Origin of the sequence: Streptomyces sp. NPDC056738 (genome assembly GCF_042790435.1) — a bacterium.
GTDB lineage: Bacteria > Actinomycetota > Actinomycetes > Streptomycetales > Streptomycetaceae > Streptomyces.
In genome coordinates, this window is the sequence record NZ_JBHTZF010000002.1 from 365978 (window position 1) to 387521 (window position 21544).

A 21544-nucleotide genomic window follows, 5' to 3' on the forward strand; every position below is an offset into this window, starting at 1 on the left:
TCCGGGGACCGTTCCCATGGCACCCGAAGCGGGGTGCCGCGCGCCTCACCCGCCGCGGGGGACCGAAGCCTGTCTTGCGACATTCGGGACAGCGGGTGACGATCAGTGTGCGGGGGTTACACCGGGGAGGGAGCTGTGGACCCGGACCACATCGGATCGGACGCTTCGCCGCTGCCGAGACTTCGCGGAGGCTGGACCCCATGGCCGGGCTGCTGACACCGGGTGGTGACCCGCTGCTCGCCGTCCGGTTCACCGTCCCGGACCTGACCGAGACCTTCGTCCGCAGGCCGCGGCTCACCGCACGCCTCACCGAGGGAGTGCGGGGCCCCCTCACCCTGGTCAACGGGCCCGCGGGCGCCGGGAAGACGCTCCTGGTCGCCCACTGGATCTCCACGACGGACCGCCCGGACGACGTGGCCTGGCTGACCGTGGAGCACGAGGACACCGGCCCCGGCATCTTCTGGACATACGTCCTGGAGTCCCTGCGGCGCCACGGAGCGGCCGTCCCCGACGACATCGGCCGCCCGTCGAGCCCGGGCGACGTGGACCACTCGCTGCTCACCCGGCTGGCCGCCTGGCTGAGCGAACGCGCGGAGCCCGTGATTCTCGTGCTCGACGAGTTCGACCGGGTGGGAGCCTCGGCGGAGGTCGCCGACGAGCTCCAGTTCGTACTGCGCCACGCGGGCGGCGGGCTGCGCCTGGTCGTCGTCAGCCGTACGGAGCCGCAGTTGCCGCTCCACCGCTACCGGGCCGCCGGAGCGGTCGCCGAGGTCCGGGGCGCCGACCTGGCGTTCGTCCCGGGCGAGACGGCCGCCCTGCTGAACCGTCACGACATCCGGCTGTCGGACGAAAGCGCGCGGTCGCTGACGGAGTGGACCGGAGGCTGGGCGGCCGGACTGCGTCTGTGCATCCTCGCGGCCCAGCACGTCGACGACCCGGACACCTTCATCAAGAACTTCGAGGCCGGCCAGAGCACTCTCGCCGACTTCCTGCTGGCCGAGGTCCTGGAGGCGCAGGAGGAGGAGACGCAGGATCTGCTCCTGCGGTCGAGCATCCTCGACCAGATCCACCCGGACCTGGCCAACGCCCTGACGGGCCGGGACGACGCGGACGCCATCCTGGCCGGGCTCCAGCACGCCAACGCCTTCGTCGAGGCCATCGGCCACTCCTGGTACCGGCTGCACCCCCTGTTCGCGGAGATCCTGCGGGTCCACCTGCGGGTCAGGCTCCCGGGGCTGGAGCCGGAGCTGCACCGGCGGGCGGCCCGCTGGCTGAGCGACTCGGGCCTGCTGGCGGAGGCCCTGCCGCACGCGGCGGGGGCGGGCGAATGGGAGCTCGCGGCCGGCCGGTTCGTCGACGAACTGGCCGTGGGCGAACTGCTGACGGGACTCGACGCCGAACGCCTCGACGGACTGTTCGCGGCCATGCCGTCGGACGCGGCCGGGCCGGCCGCGTGTCTGGTGCGCGCCGCCCGCGAACTCGTACGCCACGACGTCGACCGGGGTCTGGACTATCTGCGCCGGGCGGAGGAACACCTGGAGGGCGGGGACGCCGGCACGGCCGCCCTGCGGCTGAGCCACGCGCTGCTGCGGGTGTTCGCGGCCCGGCTGACCGGCTCGGCCGACCGGGCGCAGGCGGCGGCCGAGGACATGACGGCGGCCGAGCTGTCCCTTCCGGCCGAGCTGCTGGAACGGCATCCGGAGCTGCCCGCCCTGATGCTGACCGGACTGGGTTCGGCACAGCTCTGGGCGGGGCGGCTCGACGCGGCCCGGATCTCGCTGTCCGCCGCCACGCAGGTCGACGACGGACCGTCCACCGCGTCACCGCGGCACGAGTCCCTGGGCCGGCTCGCCCTGATCGACCTGCTGTGCGGGCGGCCGGGCCGCGCGGAGTCCCACGCGCGGGCGGCGGTGGCCGGGGCGGAGCGCTCGGGCCTGCCGCCCCCCGCCCGCACCGGCGTCGCCCAGCTCGTCCTGGCGGCGGTCGCCGTCGACCGCGACGATCTCGCCGCGGCGCAGACCCATCTGGACCAGGCGACCGCCTCCAGCGCGGCCGCGCACGATCCCGTCGCGACGGCGGGCCTGGCCCTGGTGCGCTCCCGGGTGCTCCTGGCCAAGGGCCATCCGAAGGAGGCGCTGCGCGTCCTGGACGAGCTGAAGCGTCCGCCGCACGGGATCGAACCCTCGCCGTGGGTGACGGACCGGGCCGCCCTCGGCATGTCGACCGCCCATCTGGCCCTGGGCGAACCGCTGGCCGCCATGGACGTGCTGCTGGAGGCGGGGGCGACCGGCCCCGAGGCCACGGCCGCCGCCGCCCGTGCCCGGCTCGCCACCGGTGACCGGGAGGCGGCGCGCGCCCTGCTCGACGCGCTCTCCTCCGAGGTCGACGAGGGGCCGGCCATCGCCGTCCGGGTGCTGCTCGCGCGGGCGCAGACGGCGGACGCGCTGGGCGACGACTCCACCGCCCAGCGGCTGACGGCGCGGGCCCTGCGGACGGCCAGGCCGGAGCGTCTGAGACGGCCGTTCTCGGAGGCCGGCCCCTGGCTGCGGACCTTCCTGCGGCACCGGCCCGTGCTGGTCCAGGGCCATGAATGGCTCCCGGAGGCGGCCGCGGTCCGGGGCCCCGGAACCGCCGCGCGGGCAGGTCAGGAACCGGTGATCGAGCCGGTGATCGAACCGCTCAGCGAGCGCGAACAGGAGGTGCTGGTGCGGCTGGCGGAGATGATGTCGCGGGACGAGATCGCCGCCGACCTGCACCTGTCGGTCAACACGGTCAAGACACACCTCAAGAGCGTCTACCGCAAGCTCGCCGCGACCCGCCGGGGCGAGGCCGTACGACGGGCCCGCGACCTGCACCTCCTGTGAGCCCGCGGAGCCTCGCGTGTGAGCCACGGACCCCTCGCGTCCTGTGAGCCACGAACCCGGGCGTCCTGTGCGCCGCGGACCTCGCGCCGGATGCCGGCCGGCCCGGTCGGTCCCGGTCCGGTCCGGCTCCGGCGCCGTCCCCTGTTAAGGCGTGTCCGAGTCCGGCCGTGCCACGCAGAGCGCCCAGATGACGAATCCGTACAGAGCGATCAGCGTCAGCGACCAGACGGGGTAGTACGGGATGTCGAGGAAGTTGGCGATGATCAGCAGCGCGGCGATGCCGACGCCGATCACCCGGGCCCAGGTGGCCGCCGTGAACAGGCCGAGGCTCACGACCACGGCGACCGCTCCGAGCGCCAGGTGGATCCAGCCCCAGCTCGTCAGGTCGAACTTGAAGACGTAGTTCTGGCCGGTGACGAAGACGTCGTCCTCGGCGATGGCCATGACGCCCCGCAGGATGTCCAGGACGCCGGAGACGAACAGCATCACCGAGGCGAAGATCATCAGGCCGCTCGCGGCCGTCAGCGTGGCCTTGGAGCGGGTGTGGTGCTGGGTGGTTGCCATGGCGAGACCTCCGTTGCACGGGCTGCGACCGCAGCCACTCACCACCGAGCCTGCGACACCCGCGCCCCACCGGCCTCACCCCCTAAGGGTGACGGTGAACGGACATCCCTCCCCGCTCAGTGGCCCAGCAGCGCCCTCAGCTCGGGCTGGAGGAGATCACCGTGAGCCCGTACGAGGTCGTCGCACAGGTCCCAGATGCGCTCGACGGGCAGGGCCGCGGCCGTCGCGGGGTCGGCCATCGCGGCGTGCCGGATGTGGCGCGGCTCGTGATCGGTGGCGGCACGCACCACCAGATCGGTGACGGAGACGTACGCGCTGTTCAGCGCCGCGCACTGCGGGGGCAGCGAGCCGACGCGGGTCGGCCGCACCCCTGAGCCGTCCGACAGGCAGGGCACTTCGACGACACAGTCCGCCGGCAGGTTGTCGATCAGCCCGCGGTTGGGCACGTTGCCGTAGACCGTGCGGGGGGTGCCCGTGAGCGTGCTGTGGATGATCTGCGGCGCGTACTCCAGGGTGCCCTCGACGGGCAGGGGCACGCCGGAGACCAGGGCGTCGCGGGTGCGCCGGTAGCTCGCCGCGTTCTCCTCGATGATGTCCAGATAGGCGCCCACCGGCAGCCGCAGCCGCTCGATCTCGCTGTCGTGGTGGAGGTACCACGGCACGTACTCCGAGGAGTGCTCGCTCGTCTCGGTGGGGTAGTGGCCCAGGCGCCGGTACATGTCCACGCGGACCCGGCGCAGCAGCTCCGGATCCTTGGCGACGGTCTCGTCCAGGAGCGGGTAGAGGTCCTGGCCCGCGCGCTCGAAACGCAGCACCCACGCCTGGTGGTTGACCCCGGCGGCCAGATACGTGACCTCCTCGAACGGGACGCCGACGAGCTGGGCGAGGTCGTGCATCGTCCAGTACACCGAGTGGCACAGGCCGGTGACGCGCAGCTCCGGGGCGATGCGGCTCAGATAGAGGACGTTCATCGCCATGGGGTTGGTGTAGTTCAACAGCAGCGCGTCCGGGCACAGTTCGGCCATGTCGGAGGCGAGCGCGCGCAACACCGGGAAGGTGCGCAGGGCCCGGAAGATGCCACCGACGCCGAGGGTGTCGCCGATGGTCTGGCGCAGCCCGTAGCGGGCGGGCACGGCGAAGTCGGTGCGGGTCGCGCCGTCCATGCCGACCTGGATGATGTTGATGACGAAGTCCGCGTCCGCCAGGGCCGCCCGGCGGTCGCGATGCGCGGTGATCGTGGGCCGCGCGCCGCGTACGCCGGCGATGTACCGGGCGGCGCCCTCGGCGGTGTCGAGCCGCTCCTGGTCGATGTCGTGCAACGCGATCCGCGCGTGCGCGAGTTCGGGGAACGTGAACAGGTCGGCCAGCAGCCCCTGGGTGAACACCACGCTCCCGGCTCCGACGAAGGCGATCTTCGGGGCGGTGACGTCGTTCATGAAGTGCTCCTGGTCTCGCGGGTGCGGAGGGCTGGTGGAAGGGCGGGGAGGTGCGGGCGGGCCGCGACGAGGGCCTCGTCCCAGGTGGGCTGTGCCGCCGTGCCGCCGAGCGCCCGTGTCGAGAGCGAGCCGCAGGCCGCGGCCACCGTGAGCGCGGAGCGCAGGTCGAGGCCGCGCAGGGTCGCGGCGACGAAACCGGCGTCGAAGCTGTCGCCCGCGCCGACGGTGTCCACGGGGTCGACGGCCACGGCCGGCGCGTGCGTGAGCCGGGTCCCGGTGTGGGCGAGGGCGCCGTTCGCGCCGTCCTTGACCACGACCGTCGGCCCCCGGCCGGCCAGGACGGCCGCGGCCGCGCCGGGTTCGGCCGCCCCGGACATGGCGGCCGCCTCGGCCGCGTTGGGTAGCAGGAAGTCGGTGAACTCCATGACGGGAAGCAGGAGTTCGGGGTCCCAGCGTCCGGCCGGATCGTCATTGGTGTCGAGCGAGGTCGTCGCGCCGCTCGTCCGTGCCAGGGCGAACAGGGGTGTCAGGGAACGCGCCAGACGGGGCATCAGGAAGAACGAGGCCGCGTGCACGTGCCGACAGGCCCCGATCAGCTCGGGTGGCACGTCCTCGGCGCCGGTCGCGGTGAGACAGCCCGGCGCCGTGAGGATGGCCCGGTCCCCGTCCGCGGCCGTGACGACCGTCGTGAGGGGTGTGGGCCGGACCGGGTCGGTGACCAGGAAGGCCACGTCGACGCCGCGCCCGGCGAGGGCCTCGCGCACGAAGGCGCCCGCGGGGTCGTCGCCGACCCGGCCCGCGAACGCGACCCGCAGCCCGAGCCGCGCCGCCCCGCACGCCATGATCGCCGCGGAGCCGCCGAGCACCAACCCCGCGTGCTCGACGAGCTGTTCGCGCTGACCGAACTCCAGGGGGCCGCGCAACGGGCCGACGACGACATCCGGATTGGCGTCGCCGACGACGAGGAGATCGAAGGATTTCATGGTGGCCTAGCCCTTCAGACCGCTCGAAGTGAGCGACTGGACAAAGGTCTTCTGCGCCAGCAGGAACGCGACCAGGACGGGCAGCACGGTGATCACATTGCCCGCCATCACCGCCGACCACCGCGTGTGGTGCTGCCCCTGGAAGGTCGTCAGACCGAGTTGCAGGGTGTACCGCGTGTCGTGGTTGATCGCGATGAGCGGCCAGGACAGGTCGTTCCAGGTGCTCAGGAACGTCAGCACTGCGACCGTGGCCAGCGCGGGCCGGGCCAGCGGCAGCACGATCGAGAACAGCACCCGCAGCCGCGAGCACCCGTCGATCCAGGCCGCCTCCTCCATCTCGCGGGGCAGCCCCAGGAAGAACTGCCGGAACAGGAAGACCGCGAACGGGGTGACGAGCGAGGGCACGATCAGCGCGCCGAGCGTGTCGATGAGTCCCAACTCCTTCATCACCAGGAAGGTCGGGATCATCGTGAGCTGGAAGGGGATCACCATCGTCGCGAGCATCAGGGTGAGCAGGGTCCGCGATCCGGCGAACCGCATCCGCGCGAAGGCGTAGCCGCCGAGCGCCCCGAGCAGCAGGTTCGACAGGACGGCCGCGACCGCGACGATCAGTGAATTGGCGAACCAGCGCGGGAACATGGCGTTGCCGAGCACGTACCGGTAGCCGCCCAGGTCGACGCCCTTCGGCCACAGCGCGGGCGGGAACCGGTTGATCTCCGCGTCGGACATGACCGAGCTGAGCACCAGCCACACCAGCGGCAGCGCGAAGCACAGGGTCAGCGGCGCCAGCAGCAGATGCCAGCCGCTCGGCCGGCGGGACGTGAGGGGTGACGTCATCGGACCGCTCCTTCGGTACGTTCCTGCCGGCGCCGTACGAGACGCAGTACCCCGCCCGCCAGCAGCAGGGCGACCGCGAGGACGTACGCCGCCGCGGCCCCGTAGCCCGCCGTGAACGTCTGGAACGCCTGCTGCCAGACGAAGTAGACGACCACGCCGGTCGAGCCCAGGGGGCCGCCCTTCGTCGTCACGTAGATCAGGTCGAAGACCTGGAGGGCCGTGATGAGCTGCCACAGCAGCAGGAACACGGTGACCGGGGTGAGGGTCGGCAGGACGATGTGGCGCAGCACCCGTCCGCGGCCCGCCCCGTCGATCCGCGCCGCCTCCACGAGTTCGGGCGGCACGTCCTGGAGCGCGGCCAGATAGACGACGACGCAGAAGCCGACCCCGCTCCACAGCGAGATCAGCACCAGCAGATAGATCGCCTGGTCCGGGTCGGTGAGAAAGCCCTGCGGCGACAGACCGAGCTTGTGCAGCAGGGAGTTCGCGGCACCGAACTCCGGGTCGAGGATGAACGAGAAGAGCACGCCCTGCGCGGTCGCCGAGACCACGAACGGGACGAAGACGAGCGTGCGGTAGAGGCCGATGAACCGGATACGCCGGTTCAGTGCCAGGGCCAGCACCAGCCCGCCGAGCAGGCTGAGCGGCACGTACAGGGCGGCGTACAGCAGCGTGTTGCCCACGGCCGTACGGAAGGTGGGGTCCTGGGCCAGGGCCCGGTAGTTGTCGAGGCCGACCCAGCGGCCCGGGGTGACCAGGTCGTCGGCGCGGAAGGAGAGCAGCAGCGACCACACGACGGGCACGATGCTCAGACCGAGGATCACGACGACCGCCGGGCTGATGAAGGCCCAGGCGGTGGCCGTCTCGCGGCGGCCGCGGCGGCGGGCGGCCCGGCGTGCGGCGGCCGGGGTCACCGCGGGGCCGGGTACGACGGTGAGGGCGCGGGGAAGGGTGGACATGACGGCCTCCTTCAGCCGGAGTCGGCTGGGAACGTCTGAAGTCGGGTCACCGGGGACGAACCGAGGTCACCTGGGGATGAGAAGGGCCGCGTCGGCCGTGTCGGCGCACCGGCGGAGAGCGTGGGCGGGGGAGTCCTTGCCGAGGAGGACCGAGACGATCGCCGCGCCGAGCGCCTGGGAGATCTGCGGGTAGGCCGCGTGCACGGGCCGGACCCGGGCGGAGGTCAGCGTGTCGGTGAACACGCCGAGTCCGGTGGTCGTCCCGGCGTGCTCGCGCCATTCCGGACGCCCGGCGGTGGCCGAGCCGAGCGGGAGGCTGCCCGCAGCGATGTCCCAGCGCGCGTCCTGGGCGGGCCGGTTCATCCAGCGGACGAACTCGACGGCCGCGCGGGAACGGGCGGAACCGTTGTCGAACACGGTCCAGGTGTCGGGGCCGGAGATGGTGACCGGCCGGCCGCTGTAGGTCGGGAGCGGCACGACGTCGTAGTCGACCTTCGCGGTGATGATGTCCGGAAGCTGCCAGGGCCCGGTCGCCACCATCGCCATCCGGCCGCTCAGGAACACCTGGTACATCTGCTCGCTGCCGGGCTTGGGATCGACGTACACGCTCTTGTCGTGGGCCAGCCGGGCGACCGTCGTGAGGGCCTGGGTGCCCTGCTCGGCGAAGCCGATCCGCTTGCCGTCGTCGGCGACCACCTCGCCGCCCAGGTCCCAGATCATCGGCCACAGCCGCCAGACGGTGTCCTCGTCGCCGGTGCCGGGCCAGCCCGTGCCGAACACCCCGCGCCCGGGATCGGTGAGCCGGCGCGCGGTCTCGGTGAAGTCGTCCCAGCTCCAGCCCGCCTTCGGGAAGGGGACGCCGGCCTGCCGGAACAGCTTCTTGTTGTAGACGACGGCCAGCGAGTCGAGCACGGCCGGGGCCGCGCGCACCTTGCCGTTGACGGTCACCGCGTCCCGTACCGGCGCCCAGAAGGAGTTCCAGGGCGGGTCGCCCTCGTGCAGCGCGGACGTCAGGTCGACGACACGGGGGCTGCGGGCGACGCTCGCCAGGTCCGAGCCGAAGATGTACGCGATGTCGGGGTACGAGCCGGCGGCGAGCGCGGCCGTCACCTTCTGGAGCATGGCGTCGGCCACCACCCCGCCGCCCGAACTGTCCACGCGGATGCGGGGATGGGTGCGGTTGAACTCGTCCACCAGCGCTTCCAGGGCCTTCCTGGCCGTGTCGCTCTGGCCGTGCCACAGCTCGACGGTCACCCTGCCGTCGGCGCCGACGCCGTCCGAGGGGTTTCCGCAGCCCGCCAGCGCTCCGGCGGCGGCCGCTCCCAGTATCAGCCGGCGCCGCGCGATCCCGTGTGTCATCCCGGCCTCCGTCAGCGCGTCCGGCGGACGTAGTCCGCGCTGCCGGGTGTCGAGACCTTCACGTCGCGGCGCACGATGCTCAGCCGGCCGCCGTAGGCCGCACGGGCCTTGCGCAGACCGCCGTCGGTGTACTCGATCACCACCACCCGGTCGTGGAAGGCCTTCGCGTACGTGCCGCACTCGTCGTACTCGCCGCACTCCTCCGCCACCGCGAAGTCGAGCCCGGTGCGCGAGCGGACTCCCGCCAGTTCCGCGGTGTTCTTCTGCCCGATCGCCAGATGCCGGGCGTGCGCGCGCCGGGAGAGCAGGGTGATGAAGGCGGTGGCGTCGTCCGACGTCAGCAGCTTTCGCGAGCGGGTGTAGCTGTCGTAGTTGTCGGGCTCGACCGCGTCGAACCCCTTGTCGGCGCAGTCGTCGATCCACCGGCCGACCCGCTCGGCCACCCTCCGCCGTTTGTCCGGCGTCCGGATGTCCAGCAGTGCCTCGTTCCAGTCCTTGTCGACGACGACCTCGCCGTCCGCGTCGCGCAGCAGCAGGTCGGCGGGCCACTGTCCGCGTTCCTCGGGCTGGGCCTGGAAGGCGTTGACGTAGCAGATGTTGTAGAGGCCGCGCGCCGGGGAGGACGAGCGGTCGCGGCTGACGATGCGCACGTCGGCGGCCGGGGGGTAGGCGCCGCCGATCTGGTAGTCGAACCCCGCGTGGAGCGGCGGGAGTTGTACGGAGGTCGCCGTCCGCCCGGGGCGGGGAGTCGCTTTCGGTGACGCGCTGGTGTCCTTGCCCGCGCCGCAGCCCGCGAGCACGAGGAGGCCGGCCAGGGTCGTGGCCGTGCCCAGAACTCCGGTGCGGAGAACACGTTTGACGGGGGGCATGTCCGCTCCATCAATCGCGAGTACGTCCCCGCCTCGGACGCTTCGAGCGATCCTGGCGACTTTGGCCGGACTTGAACCTGGTCCGTTACCGGCTGGGCGCACCTCTGCGTGCCGGGTCGCACCACGGCACGCTGAGGATCAAATCGCGCATGCCCGACTTCGTCAAGTGACCGCCTCGGCGGAGGGCGCCGCCGGTAGGGTGCTCCCGCGTTCAGTGCGGACCGGTCGCCGTCCAGTCCGTCCCGCACGGGCCCGCGCCCTCGCTCTCGGGCAGCGCCACGGCCTCACCGTCCATCGTCAGGGTGCGGTAGAAGCCGCCGACGCGCCGGGTGGAGCGGCCGACGTAGTGCCCGATGAAGGACCGGCGGAAGCGGTCACGGCTGAGGTTGGGGCCGGAGCCGTGGACCAGGCTGCCGTTGAAGAACAGGACGTCCCCCGGATCCATGTCGACGGGCACGGCGGTCAGACCGGCCGGCGGCGGTACGTACTCGCGGGCGAAGGACAGCGCCGGGTCCGCCTCGTCCGGGCAGAACAGGTCCATCCGATGGGTGCCCGGCACGACCTCCAGGCCGCCGTTCCCACGGTCGATGACATCGCAGGCGGTCCACGCGGCCACACACGTGCCGGGCTCGACGCGCAGATAGAAGTTGTCCTGGTGCAACGCCTGGCCGCGGGCTCCGGGCGGCTTGAAGTAGAACATGCTCTGGGCGGCCAGCACCTCTTCCCCCAGCAGGACCTCGAGGACGTCCCGCACCCGCGGGTCGAGCAGCAGACGCAGCGAGAGGGCGTTGACGCGGTGCGGGTGCATGAAGCGGGGGAAGGCGTGCAGCGGGTCGGCCGGGGCGCCGGTCCCGACACCGCCGAACTCCGTGCCGCCGGTCCTCGGGGCCCGGGGCTCGAAGTACCCGGGGACCGGGCCGGCCTCGTGCAGGGCCGCGAACTCCGCGCACAGCGTGTCGATCTCGTCCGGGGCGAACAGCCCGCGCAGCACCACGAAGCCGTCCTCCTCGAACGGGCCGAGCGCGCTCCTGTCCGTGACCGCCATACGACCGTCCCCTCTCGGCGTGCCCCTCGTGCCCCTCACCGGGCGGTTACCCCGTCCGGGGGTCTCACCCACCCCGCGGGAGCGGATCGGCCCGCGGCGGCACGCCACACGACCGGGCGTCCGCCGGGCGGGCGTGCTCAGGGACGCGGGTCGCCCGGGTGCTCGGGGTGGGGCGGGTGCTCGGGGTGGTGCGGATGGTCCGGGTGGTGCGGCGGATGCGGGGGCGGGGGAGGCAGCGTCGTGACGTCCGGTGCCGGTTCGGGCCACACCAGCAGCACCGGACAGGGGGCGTGGTCGACGACGAAGCGTCCGGCCGGTCCGAGGCTGTGCGGGCCCAGCCGGCTGCGGTCGCCGTCGCGGGCCAGGACGAGCAGCCCGGCGCCCTCCGCCGCCGCGACGACCTCCCGCTCCACCCGGCCGGTGCGCTCCTCGCGGGTCGCCGGGCCCCCGAGCCGCTCCGCCGCCGCGTCGAGGAGCTCCGCAGCGGAGGCCGTGCCCAGGGTCTCCAGGAGGTCGCCGGGATCGGGCTCTGACCGTCCGCGCCCGAGGAGCCCGGCGAAGGCGCCGTGCGCGAGACCGGGCACCGCCTGGTCCGTGACGTGCAGCAGCACCACGTCCGTCGCCCCGGGAGCGTGCGTCCGTACGGCGTCCACGCACGCGGGCCAGGTTCCCTCGACCAGCCAGACGACCACCCGCATGCCCATCAGCCTCCGATGACGTGGAGCGAGACCCACAGCGCCAGGACGGCGGGGACCAGCGCCGCGGGTACGGCGATCAGGCCCAGCCGGGTGAACTCCTTGAGGTCGACGCCGTGTTCGTGCTGATGCACGATACGTCGCCACAGCAGCGTCGCGAGGGAACCCGCGTACGTCAGATTGGGTCCGATGTTGACGCCGAGCAGGACGGCCAGCACCGCGCCCGCGCCCGAGTCGGCGGCCAGCGGCAGCAGGACGAGGACCGCGGGCAGGTTGTTGATCAGGTTGGCCAGGACGGCGGCGATCGCGGCGATGCCGAGCAGCGCCGCCAGCGAACCGCCGCTCGGGAGGAGGTCGTCGAGGGCGTCGGCGAGCCCGTTGTCCACGACCGCGCGGACGACGATGCCGAGCGCGAGGACGAAGGCGAGGAAGGACGGCGCGGCCGCGCGCACCACGGTCAGCGGGGTGGTGCGGCGGCGGACGAGAGCCCGGCCGGCCAGGACGAACGCGCCCGCGGCGGCGGACCAGGCCGGGTCGATGCCGACGGCCGAGGCGAGGACGAAGCCGGCCAGCGTGCAGCCCACGGTGATCAGGGCGAACAGCGGCACCTGCGGCGGCTCCTCCTCACGCCGCGGGGCCGCACCCGCCGCGAGGTCACGGGCGAAGAAGCGCCGGAAGACCACGTACTCGGCGCCGATCGCGACCAGCCAGGGCAGCACCATCAGCGCGGCGAACCGGGTGAAGCTCAGACCGCTCGCGGTGAACGCCAGCAGGTTGGTGAGGTTGGAGACCGGCAGGAGCAGCGAGGCGGTGTTCGACAGATGGGTGCACGCGTACACGTGCGGCTTCGGGCGCGCGCCCATCCGTGCCGCCGTCGCGAAGACGACGGGGGTGAGCAGCACGATGGTGGCGTCCAGGCTGAGGACCGCGGTGATCGCCGAGGCGAGCGCGAACACCGCGGTGAGCAGCCGGCCCGGCTGTCCCGCGGCCCAGCGGGCCATCCAGGCGCCGCACGCCTGGAAGAGCCCTTCGTCGTCGCAGTACTTGGCCAGGACGAGGACCGCCGCCAGGAACCCGATCACCGGACCCAGATGGGCGGCCTCCGCGCGGGCGTGGTCCCAGGAGATCGCCCCGGTGGCCAGGACCAGGCCGGCGGCCGGCACGGCCACGACCGCCTCCGGCCAGTTGAACGGCCGGACGACCGCGCACACGAGGACCGCCGCGAGCAGGACGACGGACAGGGCCTCGGCGGCCGGGCTCGCGAGGGCGGTGGCCAGGGCGGTGCCGGTCGCGCCGGGGACGCCTTGGACGAGCGGGCTGTACAGGATGGTGTTCCTCCGGGCGGTGATGGCGGCGCCTCCATCACATCAGACGGGGCGGCGCGGGCCCGTGAACACCCTCCCCCTCGCGTCGCCGCCCGCCTCGTCGCCCTCGCTCAGAGGCCCCCGCGCGCTCACTCCTCGCCGAGGAGGGACAGCTCCGCCCAGATGGTCTTGCCCTCCGGCGTGTGCCGGCTGCCCCAGCGCTGGGTGAGCTGGGCGACGAGGAGCAGACCACGCCCGCCCTCGTCGAACGTCTTCGCGCGGCGCAGATGCGGAGCGGTGTGACTGCTGTCCGAGACCTCGCAGATCAGGATCTCGGTGTCGTGGATGAGCCGCAGCCTGATGGGCGGTTCGCCGTAGCGGATGGCGTTGGTGACCAGCTCGCTCACCACCAGCTCGGCCGTGAAGGTGGCCACGGTCAGGCCCCAGAGCTCCAGTTGATCGGCGACCTGCTTGCGGATCGGCGCGACGAGGGCGGGGTCGGCGGGGATGTCCCAGGTCGCCACGTTGGACGGGGCGAGCCCCTGCGTACGGGCGAGCAGCAGCGCCACGTCGTCCGGCGCGCCGCCGGCGGGAAGCAGCGCCTGGAGGATCGCGTGGGCCGCCCCCTCCAGATCCCGTGACGACTCCTGCAAGGCGCGGCAGAACAGCCGGAGCCCGGCCTCGACGTCACGGTCGCGGCTCTCCAGCAGTCCGTCGGTGTACAGCGCGAGCACCGTGCCCTCGGCCAGGTCGAGTTCGACCGACTCGAAGGGCAGTCCGCCCAGGCCGAGCGCCGGACCGGGCGCCACGTCGATCTGCCGGGGCGGCCCGTCCGGCGGCAGGACGACGGGCGGCGGATGGCCCGCGCTGGCGAGCGTGCAGCGCCGGGAGACCGGGTCGTACACCGCGTAGACGCAGGTGGCGCCCACCTCTCCCGTCGTCCCCTCGGACCCGGCCTCGACGGACAGCCGTACGACGAGGTCGTCGAGGTGGGTGAGCAGTTCGTCCGGGGCCAGATCGATGTCGGCGAGGGTACGGACGGCGGTGCGCAGCCGGCCCATCGTCGCCGAGGCCTGGATGCCGTTGCCGATGACGTCGCCGACGACCATCGCGACCCGCATCCCGGACAGCGGGATCACGTCGAACCAGTCGCCGCCGACCCCGGCGCGCGCCGCGGGCAGATAGCGCGAAGCCGCTTCCAGGGCCGCCGTGCGGGGGAGTGACTGGGGGAGGAGACTGCGCTGGAGGGCCAGCGCGGTCTGCCGCTCGCGCGAGAAGCGGCGGGCGTTGTCGATGCAGACGGCGGCCCGGGCCGTGACCTCCTCGGCGAGCAGCACGTCGTCGGCGGTGAAGGGGTCGGGCCGCCGGAACCGGCTGAGGACGACGACCCCGAGGGTCCGGCCGCGGGCCCGGACGGGCACCGACATCGTGGCGTGGACGCCGTATTCCCGCACATGCCTGCCGCGCGGTCCGTCCCAGCTCAGCCACTCCTCCAGGGTGCCGGTCGCGTTCGGCGCGACGAGGGGCCGGCCGGCGATCAGCGAGTCGGCCTGCGGCGAGGTCGCGGGATAGGCGTCGACGTCGCCGGGTTCGAGGACCGCCTCCGGGCTGCCCGGGTTCACCGACCGGTGGGCCGCTCGGCGGAGCGTGACCGGGGCGGCCGGGGGCCCGATGTCGTACTCGCCGCCGTCCTCCGGCGGGTCGAGCAGGTCGACGCTGACGAAGTCGGCGAGGGCGGGGACGCAGACGTCGGCCAGCTCCTGGGCCGTCCGGGTGACGTCGAGGGTGGTGCCGATGCGCACGCTCGCCTCGTTCACCAACTGGAGCCGCTCACGCGCGCGGTACTGCTCGGTGAAGTCGTGCGCGGAGACACACACGCCGATGACGCGTCCGTGGGTGTCGGTGAGCGGGGCGATCCGCGCGAGCCAGTGGTGCGCCCGCTCCTCGCCGCCGCCGCGCGCGTACGTCTCCACGGCACGGGCCCGGCCGGACGCGAGGACCTCGGTCATCTCCCGTTCGAGCAGTTCGCCGTTCCGCCGGGAGCCGATCTCGGAGACCCTCAGGCCCCGGATGCGGTCCTCGGGGAGGCCGGTCACCTCCGACATCGCGTCGTTGAGCCCGTACAGCCGCAGCCGCTCGTCGTAGACGGCCATGGCGCAGGGCGCCTGCGCGAGGACGGCGCGCACCAGCGGGTCCTCCAGGGCGCGGGGCTCCCGGCCCTCCAGCGGCGTGACCACGAGCCAGGCCCCGTCCCGCTCCAGGCGGTGGGCGAGCAGCCACACGGACAGGGTCCGGCCGTCGCGGTGGCGCAGGGAGAGCACTCCGTACCGGCGGTCGCCGGCCGACCCCGGGAGGGAACCCGGGGTTCCTGGGGCCAGGAGATCCGCCGCCGGGCGGCCCTCGACCTCCTCGGGGCTGTGGCCGAGGAGCCGGCGGGCGCCCTCGCTCCAGTGGATCAGGGTGCCGTTCCCGTCGATGACCGCCCGTGCGGTGGCGGCCTCGTCGAGGGGGTGGACCGGGCTCATCGTCGCCACTTTCCCTTGTACGCACACTCACAGTGAACCTGCGCGTCGTCCGGGTTCCAGACTAGTGGCTGGGCGTCGTCCGCACCCTCGAACGCGGAGAGCCCGGACAACCGTGCGTGGGGAACGGCCCTGCGCACGGATGCGCGTTCAGCGGTGTTCCAGGCGCAGGGAGCGTGCGTGGACGGGGGTGCGCGCGCACGGTTCGCACGGCGCTCGTCGGGCGGCGAGGGCCGTCACGGCACGGCCGGGCCGCCGTTCGCTTTTGACGTGATTTCAATAAGGCTGATCTCGCTCGTGCGCCTTGTTGGTGACGAGTGTGTTGTGCGAGGGTGAGCCTCCCGCGCTTGGTCAAGGGCCGGGTCTGAATCGCTGTTCGCCATTCCCGGCTGTCGACGAGCCCAAGAGGCTCCCTGGGCGACGGTCGCCGCACGGCCTTCGTCCCCGGCCGTTCTCCCGGCGCTCCGTCAAAAGGTCCACACCAATCGGGATTCCTTTTCGACGGGCCAGCACGTCCTGTGTGCCAATCGCACCTCGGAAGGAACCCGCTCCCGTGCGCACCCCCCACCCGCCGCTGCCCGACCGTCCGCCGGGCGGATATTTCGGCGAGCCCGACGAGGAACTCGCCGCCGTGCTCAGAGGCGGGGCGGAGGCCGACACCACGCGCCCTGTGGCCCTGCTGACGGCCCGGCACTGGCGGCCGGCGTACGACTACGCGGTGATCTGCCTCGCCACGTCGTCGCGGGTCGCCTCTCTGGTGACCGAGGCTTCCTTCCGCCACGTCCTCGACGGTGTCGCGGAGGGCGAGCAGGCGCTCGCGCTGCGGCCCGAACTCCTCGTGACGGTACGGGACACCGTACGGACCTGGGCCGCGGACGACCGGATGTGCGAGGCTCTGCCGGCCTTGCGGAAACCGGCGGGGGGCCGCGGGATGCGCGCGGCGAAGTCCATGACGGGCGAGAACCGCAAGCTCGCCGAACACGCCTTCCTGGGCCTTCCGGGCGCCGCCCGCTGCCTGCTGTGGCACACCGAGGTGGAGGCCGAATCGCTGTCCGTGCCGGCGGGACTTCTCGGCATGGAGGAGCCCATCGCGGTGGCCGCCTGGGAACAGGCCCGCGAGCAGTTCCGCCAGGCCTGTCTTCGGGCCCATCTGGATTTCGCCCCGACGAGGGAATGCCGTTTCCACAACCGGCTCCTCGACGCGCCGATCCGGCGTGGCGAGGCCCTGCTGCCGGATGTGCGCAGGCATCTGTCGGAGTGCTCCTACTGTCGCCACGCGGCGGCGCAACTCGGCCATTTCGAGGGCGGGTTGGGAGTGCTGATCGCCGAGTCGGTACTGGGCTGGGGCGCCCGCCGCTACTTCGACTCGCGCCGGTCGCGCGGACGGCAGGGGCTGCTGCCGCGCAGCGTCTCCCCGTTCCGGGGCAGGCGGTCGCGCGACGGCGAGGGGCCCGCGAAGAGCGGCCGCCTCCCGGGCCAGGGACGCCGCGCGAACCGCGAGCGGTCCGCGGAGGGCGGCGCGGCTTCCGGGGACGACCTACGCGCGGAGAACGCCGAGTCCCCGGCGGTCCGCGGACGCCCCGGCGCCGAGGAGCGCTTCGGCATGGCCGCAGGACCCGGCGCCGAGGGGGCCTTCGGCGGCGGAGGCTTCGGTGGCGAGAAGGCCTTCGGCCACGGAGGCATCGGTGCCGAGGGGGCCTTCGGCGACGGAGGCTTCGGCGGCGAGGACTTCTCCAGTGTGGGCGGAGGCGTCGAAGCCGAGGGACGTTCGGGCGCGGGCTCAGGTGCGGGCCTGGGGTCGGGCTCGGGCCCGGGTTCGACCTCCGGCCCGGGTACGGGCTCGGGCCTGGGCCCGGTTTCGGGCCCGGACCTCGGCGCCGAAGGACGCCTCGCAGCCGGTGCGAGCCCGGGAGGCGGCAGGCGATCCGGCGGACGCCGCCGTGCGCAGCCCCCGTTCGCGTCGACGGGACGCCGGGCCGCCAAGTCGGCGGAGGGGTCCCAGCAGGTCCTGGTCACCGGCGCCGGACTCTCGGCCGCACTCGTGGCGACGGTCCTCGCGGTGAGCCTGTGGCCGAACGAGGAGGGCGGCACCGACTCAGCCGCCGCCATCGGGGCCAGCAGCAGCCGGACCCTGTCGCCGACCCAGGGAACCCAGGTCCCGCCGGTGATGTCCACGCCGGCCACCGCGGCCGCGAAGGGGGACCGGACCCGGCTGCGCAACGTGGACGCCGACCTGTGCCTCGACATACGCGACGCCAAGGCCGTGGAGGGCGCCGAGGCCACGCTGGACGTGTGCTCCTCCGCCTGGACCCAGCAGTGGGTGTACGAGAGGGAGGGACTCCTGCGCAGCGTCGCCAGTCCCGGGCTGTGCCTCGACGCGCAGGCCGACGACGGCGTGCTCGTGCTCGGCGACTGCGCCGTCGAGGACGCGGAGCGGCGCGAGGACCTGCGCTACGACCTCACCGACGAGGGCGAGTTGCTGTCCCGCGGGCGCGACGGCCTGGCCGTCGCACCCACGTCCACGGACCCCGGCGCCGACATCGTGGTCAAGGTCCGCGACTACTCCGACATCCAGCACTGGCGGACCGAACGCCCGTAGCCGGGCGCCGGGTCCGTCACCGCCGGTTACGAGACGACGTCCAGGGGCGGCTTGCCCGCGATGTGGTCCGCGGCGTTCTGGACCGCGGCCAGGGCTATGCGTACGAGTGTCTCGCGGGTGACGCCGGCGACGTGCGGGGAGAGGACGACGTTCGGGGCCTTGAGCAACCGCAGGGCCGGGGTGGGCGGTTCGGGGTCGAAGACGTCGAGTCCCGCGCCGGCGAGGGCGCCCGCGTGCAGCGCGTCGGCGAGGGCGTCCTGGTCGATCAGGGCACCCCGCGAGGTGTTCACGACGAACGCGGTCGGCTTGAGCAGCGCGAGCCGTTCGGCGTTCAGGAGATGACGCGTCGCGTCGGTCAGCGGCGCGTGCAGGCTCACGTAGTCCGAGACGCGCAGCAGCTCCTCCAGTTCGACGTGGCGGGCGCCGAGCCGGTCCTCCGTCTCGGCGGACGCGCGCGTGGGACCGGCGTACACGATGCCCATGTCGAACGCGACCGCGCGTCGCGCGACCTCCTCGCCGATGTGGCCGAGTCCCACGATGCCGAGCGTCTTGCCGGACAGCTCCGTGATCGACTGCTGCAGCCGGGGCAGCGCCCAGTCGGCCTCGGTCAACGCCGTGTGGGCGGGCACCAGTTGCTTGGCCAGGGCGAGCATGAGGGCGAAGGTCTGCTCGGCCACGTTCTGCTTCTCGGCCCCGCTGGATCCGATGTTGCACACGGGCACGCCCCGGTCGCGGGCCGCGTCCAGGTCGACGTAGTCGAAGCCGTGGCTCGCGCACTGGATCAGCTCCAGGTCCGGTGCGGCGGCGATGTGTTCGGCCGTCACCGGTCCCAGGCCGGTGACGACGACATGCGCCTCGCGCAGCGCGGCGGGGTCCTCGTCCGTGGCCTCCACGACGGTGACGCGGGCCTGTCCCGGAAAGAGGGTGGCGAGCGCAGCCCCGGCGGTACGGCCGCCCACGTGCGGAGAGACGACGGCGAGCACGTTCTTCGTGACGGTCATGCGGTCTCCTCGATGAGGTCGTCGGGGCCGAGCGAGGCCGGACTCGCGTGTCCGGACAGGGCGAGGGTCAGATCGAACTCGGCCAGCAGACAGCGCACGACGTGTTCGACGCCCGCCTGACCGTCGAGGCCGAGACCGTACGCGTACGGACGTCCGAGGAGCACCGCCCGCGCTCCGAGGGCGAGGGCCTTGAAGACGTCGTCGCCGGTGCGGACGCCGCTGTCGAACAGCACGGTGAGCCGGTCGCCCACCGCGGCCGCCACGCGGGGCAGCGCGTCGGCGGCCGCGACGGATCCCGCCACCTGCCGGCCGCCGTGGTTGGAGACCACCACGCCGTCCATCCCGGCCTCGGCGGCCTTGCGGGCGTCGTCCGGGTGCAGGATGCCCTTGAGGACGATCGGCCCGTCCCAGTTCTCCCGCAGGAAGGCGAGGTCCGGCCAGGTCTTGCCGGGGTCCGCGAACATGCTCACGAAGTGCATCACGGCCGCGTTCGGGTCCTCGTGCACCGGCTTCGCCAGACCCGCCTGGAACGCCGGGTCGGAGAAGTAGTTGGCGGTGCCCACGCCGTGCAGGAACGGCAGGTACGCCTGGTCGAGGTCGCGCGGGCGCCAGGCCAGCAGCGGGGTGTCGAGCGTGACGAACAGCGCCGTGAACCCGGCCGCCTTGGCCCGGTCCAGGAAGCTGCGGGTGACCTCGCGGTCCTTCGCCCAGTAGAGCTGGAACCAGCGCTCGCCGTCACCCATGGCCGCGGCGACCTGCTCCAGCGGGGTGCTGGAGGCGGAGGACAGGATGTACGGGACACCCTGCGCGGCGGCGGCCCGTGCCGCGGCGCACTCCGCGTCCGGATGCATGATGGACAGCACGCCGATCGGCGCGAGCGCGAGCGGCGCGGGCAGCGACCGCCCCAACACCTCGACGGACAGGTCGCGTTCGTGGACGTCCCGCAGCATGCGCGGCACGATCCGGCGCCGGGCGAGGGCCGCGCGATTGGCGCGCGCCGTGCTGCCGTCCCCCGCGCTTCCCGCCACGTAGCCGACCGGACCGGGGCCGAGCCGCTGCTCGGTCAGCTCCTCCAGCCGTGTCAGATCGGTGGGCAGCCGCGGCACGGCGCCCGTCATCCCGTTCAGGTAGATCTCGTACTGGAAGTCGGCCCAGTGCTTCGCCATCCGTACGTCCCGCCTCTCGTCCCCAAGACCGCGCTGTACGGGGTCGATCCTTGCGAGGGTGACAAGTCCCGTCCACCGTGGTGCGCACAACGTGCGGCTGGAATCATCACACTGTGACAAACAAGCCCTCCGAGGTCCGTGAACGCGTCCGGCAGGAGATGATCGCCGACCCGCGGGTCGTGGAGGCGATCGTCGCGGCGGTGCACGAACAGGTCCCGGTGTACGCGGCGCTCGACGACAGCCGGCTTCCCGAGGTACGGGCCATCGCGGCCTGGGGACTGGAGCGGCTGCTCCACCTGTGGGCCACCGACGGCACCCTGGGACCGGCCGATCTGCGGCGCTTCCGGGGCATCGCCTCGGCCCGCGCCGCGGACGGGCGGCCGGTGCAGGCGGTGCTGCGCGCCTACCGGGTCGCGGGTACCGTCCTGACGGACGAGGTCGCCGCCCGCGCTCCCGCCCTCGGCGCCGCCGACGCGTTCGCGCTGGCCCGCATGCTCCTCGTCAGCCTCGACACCCTCTCCGAGGAGATGGCCACCGCGTACGCGGCCACCAGCGAGGACCTGGCCGCCGACCGGACCCGGGCGCTCCGGCTGCTGCTCGACGACCTGATCGCCGGGCGGCACGCCTCGGCGGGCGCGCTGACCGACCGCTCCGCCCGGCTGGCGGTCCACCTGCCGGACCCCTGCTGTCTGCTGGTGGCCGAGCCGGCCGCCGCGGACCGGCCGGATCCCGCGCACGGTACGGCCGCGGAGCTCCTCGACCCCGCGCACGGAACGGCGGCGGACCTGCTGGACGCGCTGGCCCCTCCCGGCGGCGAGGTGACCTCCCTGGCGACGGTACGGGGCTCCCGTGCCGTCCTGCTGCTGCCGCTCGCGGCGTCGGCCCGCGCGGGAGCCGTCCTCGGCGAACGGTCCTGGCGCGGCTGCGTCATCACCGGCGAGGGTCTGGACCGGATCGCGCTCGCGCACCGGCTCGCCGCCGACGCGCTCGACACCGCCCCGGCCCACGCCCACCGGTCGGGGCAGGTGCTCACCGACGCCGACGCGCAGGTCCTCGCCCTGCTCGCCGGCCGCCCCGCGTCCGCGCCGGACCACATCGCGCGGCTGGTGCTCGGGCCGCTCACCGAGCCGGGGCAGCGGCACCTGCTGGACGCCCTCACGGCGTACGTCGACTCGGGCTCGGCGAACGCCGCCGCGCGGGTCCTGCACCTGCATCCGCAGTCCCTGCGCTACCGCCTGCGCCGCGTGCACGAGCTGACCGGGCGCGACCCCCGCGACCCCTGGCACCGGCTCACCCTGGACATCGCCCGCACGATCCGCGACTGAGACCCCGTCATCGACC

16 protein-coding genes are annotated in these 21544 nt (G+C 73.3%); 3 read left to right on the forward strand and 13 right to left on the reverse strand.

Annotated elements, in window-relative coordinates:
- Positions 1-200: 200 nt before the first annotated feature.
- Positions 201-2864 (forward strand): LuxR C-terminal-related transcriptional regulator, encoded by a 2664-nt coding sequence (locus ACFRIC_RS05355; RefSeq protein ID WP_382779685.1) that lies wholly within the window; start codon positions 201-203, stop codon positions 2862-2864.
- 144 nt (positions 2865-3008) lie between these two features.
- Here the strand turns inward: ACFRIC_RS05355 and ACFRIC_RS05360 are convergent, their stop codons facing one another.
- The 11 genes from ACFRIC_RS05360 to ACFRIC_RS05410 form a co-directional block, all read right to left on the reverse strand.
- Positions 3009-3428 carry a hypothetical protein gene (locus tag ACFRIC_RS05360; RefSeq protein WP_382779687.1) on the reverse strand — a complete coding sequence of 140 codons (420 nt, stop codon included), beginning with the start codon at positions 3426-3428 and terminating at the stop codon, positions 3009-3011.
- Between the two features lie 116 nt (positions 3429-3544).
- Positions 3545-4864 (reverse strand): alpha-glucosidase/alpha-galactosidase, encoded by a 1320-nt coding sequence (locus ACFRIC_RS05365; RefSeq protein WP_382779690.1) that lies wholly within the window; start codon positions 4862-4864, stop codon positions 3545-3547.
- A complete protein-coding gene (locus tag ACFRIC_RS05370) occupies positions 4861-5847 on the reverse strand; it encodes a carbohydrate kinase family protein (protein ID WP_382779693.1) in 987 nt (328 codons plus the stop codon). Before ACFRIC_RS05370 ends, ACFRIC_RS05365 begins: the two co-directional genes overlap by 4 nt.
- Positions 5848-5853: 6 nt before the next feature.
- The gene (locus tag ACFRIC_RS05375) at positions 5854-6684 is read right to left on the reverse strand and encodes a carbohydrate ABC transporter permease (protein ID WP_382779695.1); all 831 of its coding nucleotides are present in this window, start codon (positions 6682-6684) and stop codon (positions 5854-5856) included.
- Positions 6681-7643 (reverse strand): carbohydrate ABC transporter permease, encoded by a 963-nt coding sequence (locus tag ACFRIC_RS05380; RefSeq protein WP_382779698.1) that lies wholly within the window; start codon positions 7641-7643, stop codon positions 6681-6683. The genes ACFRIC_RS05375 and ACFRIC_RS05380 overlap by 4 nt, the downstream gene beginning before the upstream one ends.
- 66 nt (positions 7644-7709) lie before the next feature.
- Positions 7710-9002 carry an ABC transporter substrate-binding protein gene (locus ACFRIC_RS05385; RefSeq protein ID WP_382779700.1) on the reverse strand — a complete coding sequence of 431 codons (1293 nt, stop codon included), beginning with the start codon at positions 9000-9002 and terminating at the stop codon, positions 7710-7712.
- A gap of 11 nt (positions 9003-9013) precedes the next feature.
- The gene (locus tag ACFRIC_RS05390; protein WP_382779703.1) at positions 9014-9871 is read right to left on the reverse strand and encodes an endo alpha-1,4 polygalactosaminidase; all 858 of its coding nucleotides are present in this window, start codon (positions 9869-9871) and stop codon (positions 9014-9016) included.
- 211 nt (positions 9872-10082) lie between these two features.
- Entirely contained in the window at positions 10083-10916 is an 834-nt protein-coding gene (locus tag ACFRIC_RS05395; protein ID WP_382779706.1) for a phytanoyl-CoA dioxygenase family protein, read from the reverse strand.
- Positions 10917-11053: 137 nt separating this feature from the next.
- Positions 11054-11614, reverse strand: a complete 561-nt coding sequence (locus tag ACFRIC_RS05400; RefSeq protein ID WP_382779710.1) for a universal stress protein — start codon at positions 11612-11614, stop codon at positions 11054-11056.
- Between the two features lie 5 nt (positions 11615-11619).
- Positions 11620-12888, reverse strand: a complete 1269-nt coding sequence (locus tag ACFRIC_RS05405) for an arsenic transporter (protein ID WP_382780816.1) — start codon at positions 12886-12888, stop codon at positions 11620-11622.
- A gap of 176 nt (positions 12889-13064) precedes the next feature.
- Positions 13065-15440 carry a SpoIIE family protein phosphatase gene (locus ACFRIC_RS05410; RefSeq protein WP_382779713.1) on the reverse strand — a complete coding sequence of 792 codons (2376 nt, stop codon included), beginning with the start codon at positions 15438-15440 and terminating at the stop codon, positions 13065-13067.
- Between the two features lie 550 nt (positions 15441-15990).
- Here ACFRIC_RS05410 and ACFRIC_RS05415 point away from each other — a divergent pair.
- Positions 15991-18036, forward strand: a complete 2046-nt coding sequence (locus ACFRIC_RS05415) for an RICIN domain-containing protein (RefSeq protein WP_382779716.1) — start codon at positions 15991-15993, stop codon at positions 18034-18036.
- A 26-nt stretch (positions 18037-18062) separates the two neighbouring features.
- Here ACFRIC_RS05415 and ACFRIC_RS05420 read toward each other — a convergent pair whose 3' ends face one another.
- Positions 18063-19037, reverse strand: a complete 975-nt coding sequence (locus ACFRIC_RS05420; protein ID WP_382779719.1) for a 2-hydroxyacid dehydrogenase — start codon at positions 19035-19037, stop codon at positions 18063-18065.
- Entirely contained in the window at positions 19034-20203 is a 1170-nt protein-coding gene (locus ACFRIC_RS05425; protein ID WP_382779722.1) for a lactate 2-monooxygenase, read from the reverse strand. The genes ACFRIC_RS05420 and ACFRIC_RS05425 overlap by 4 nt, the downstream gene beginning before the upstream one ends.
- Positions 20204-20316: 113 nt before the next feature.
- Between ACFRIC_RS05425 and ACFRIC_RS05430 the strand changes: the two genes are divergently transcribed.
- A complete protein-coding gene (locus tag ACFRIC_RS05430) occupies positions 20317-21528 on the forward strand; it encodes a PucR family transcriptional regulator (RefSeq protein WP_382779725.1) in 1212 nt (403 codons plus the stop codon).
- Positions 21529-21544: the final 16 nt, after the last annotated feature.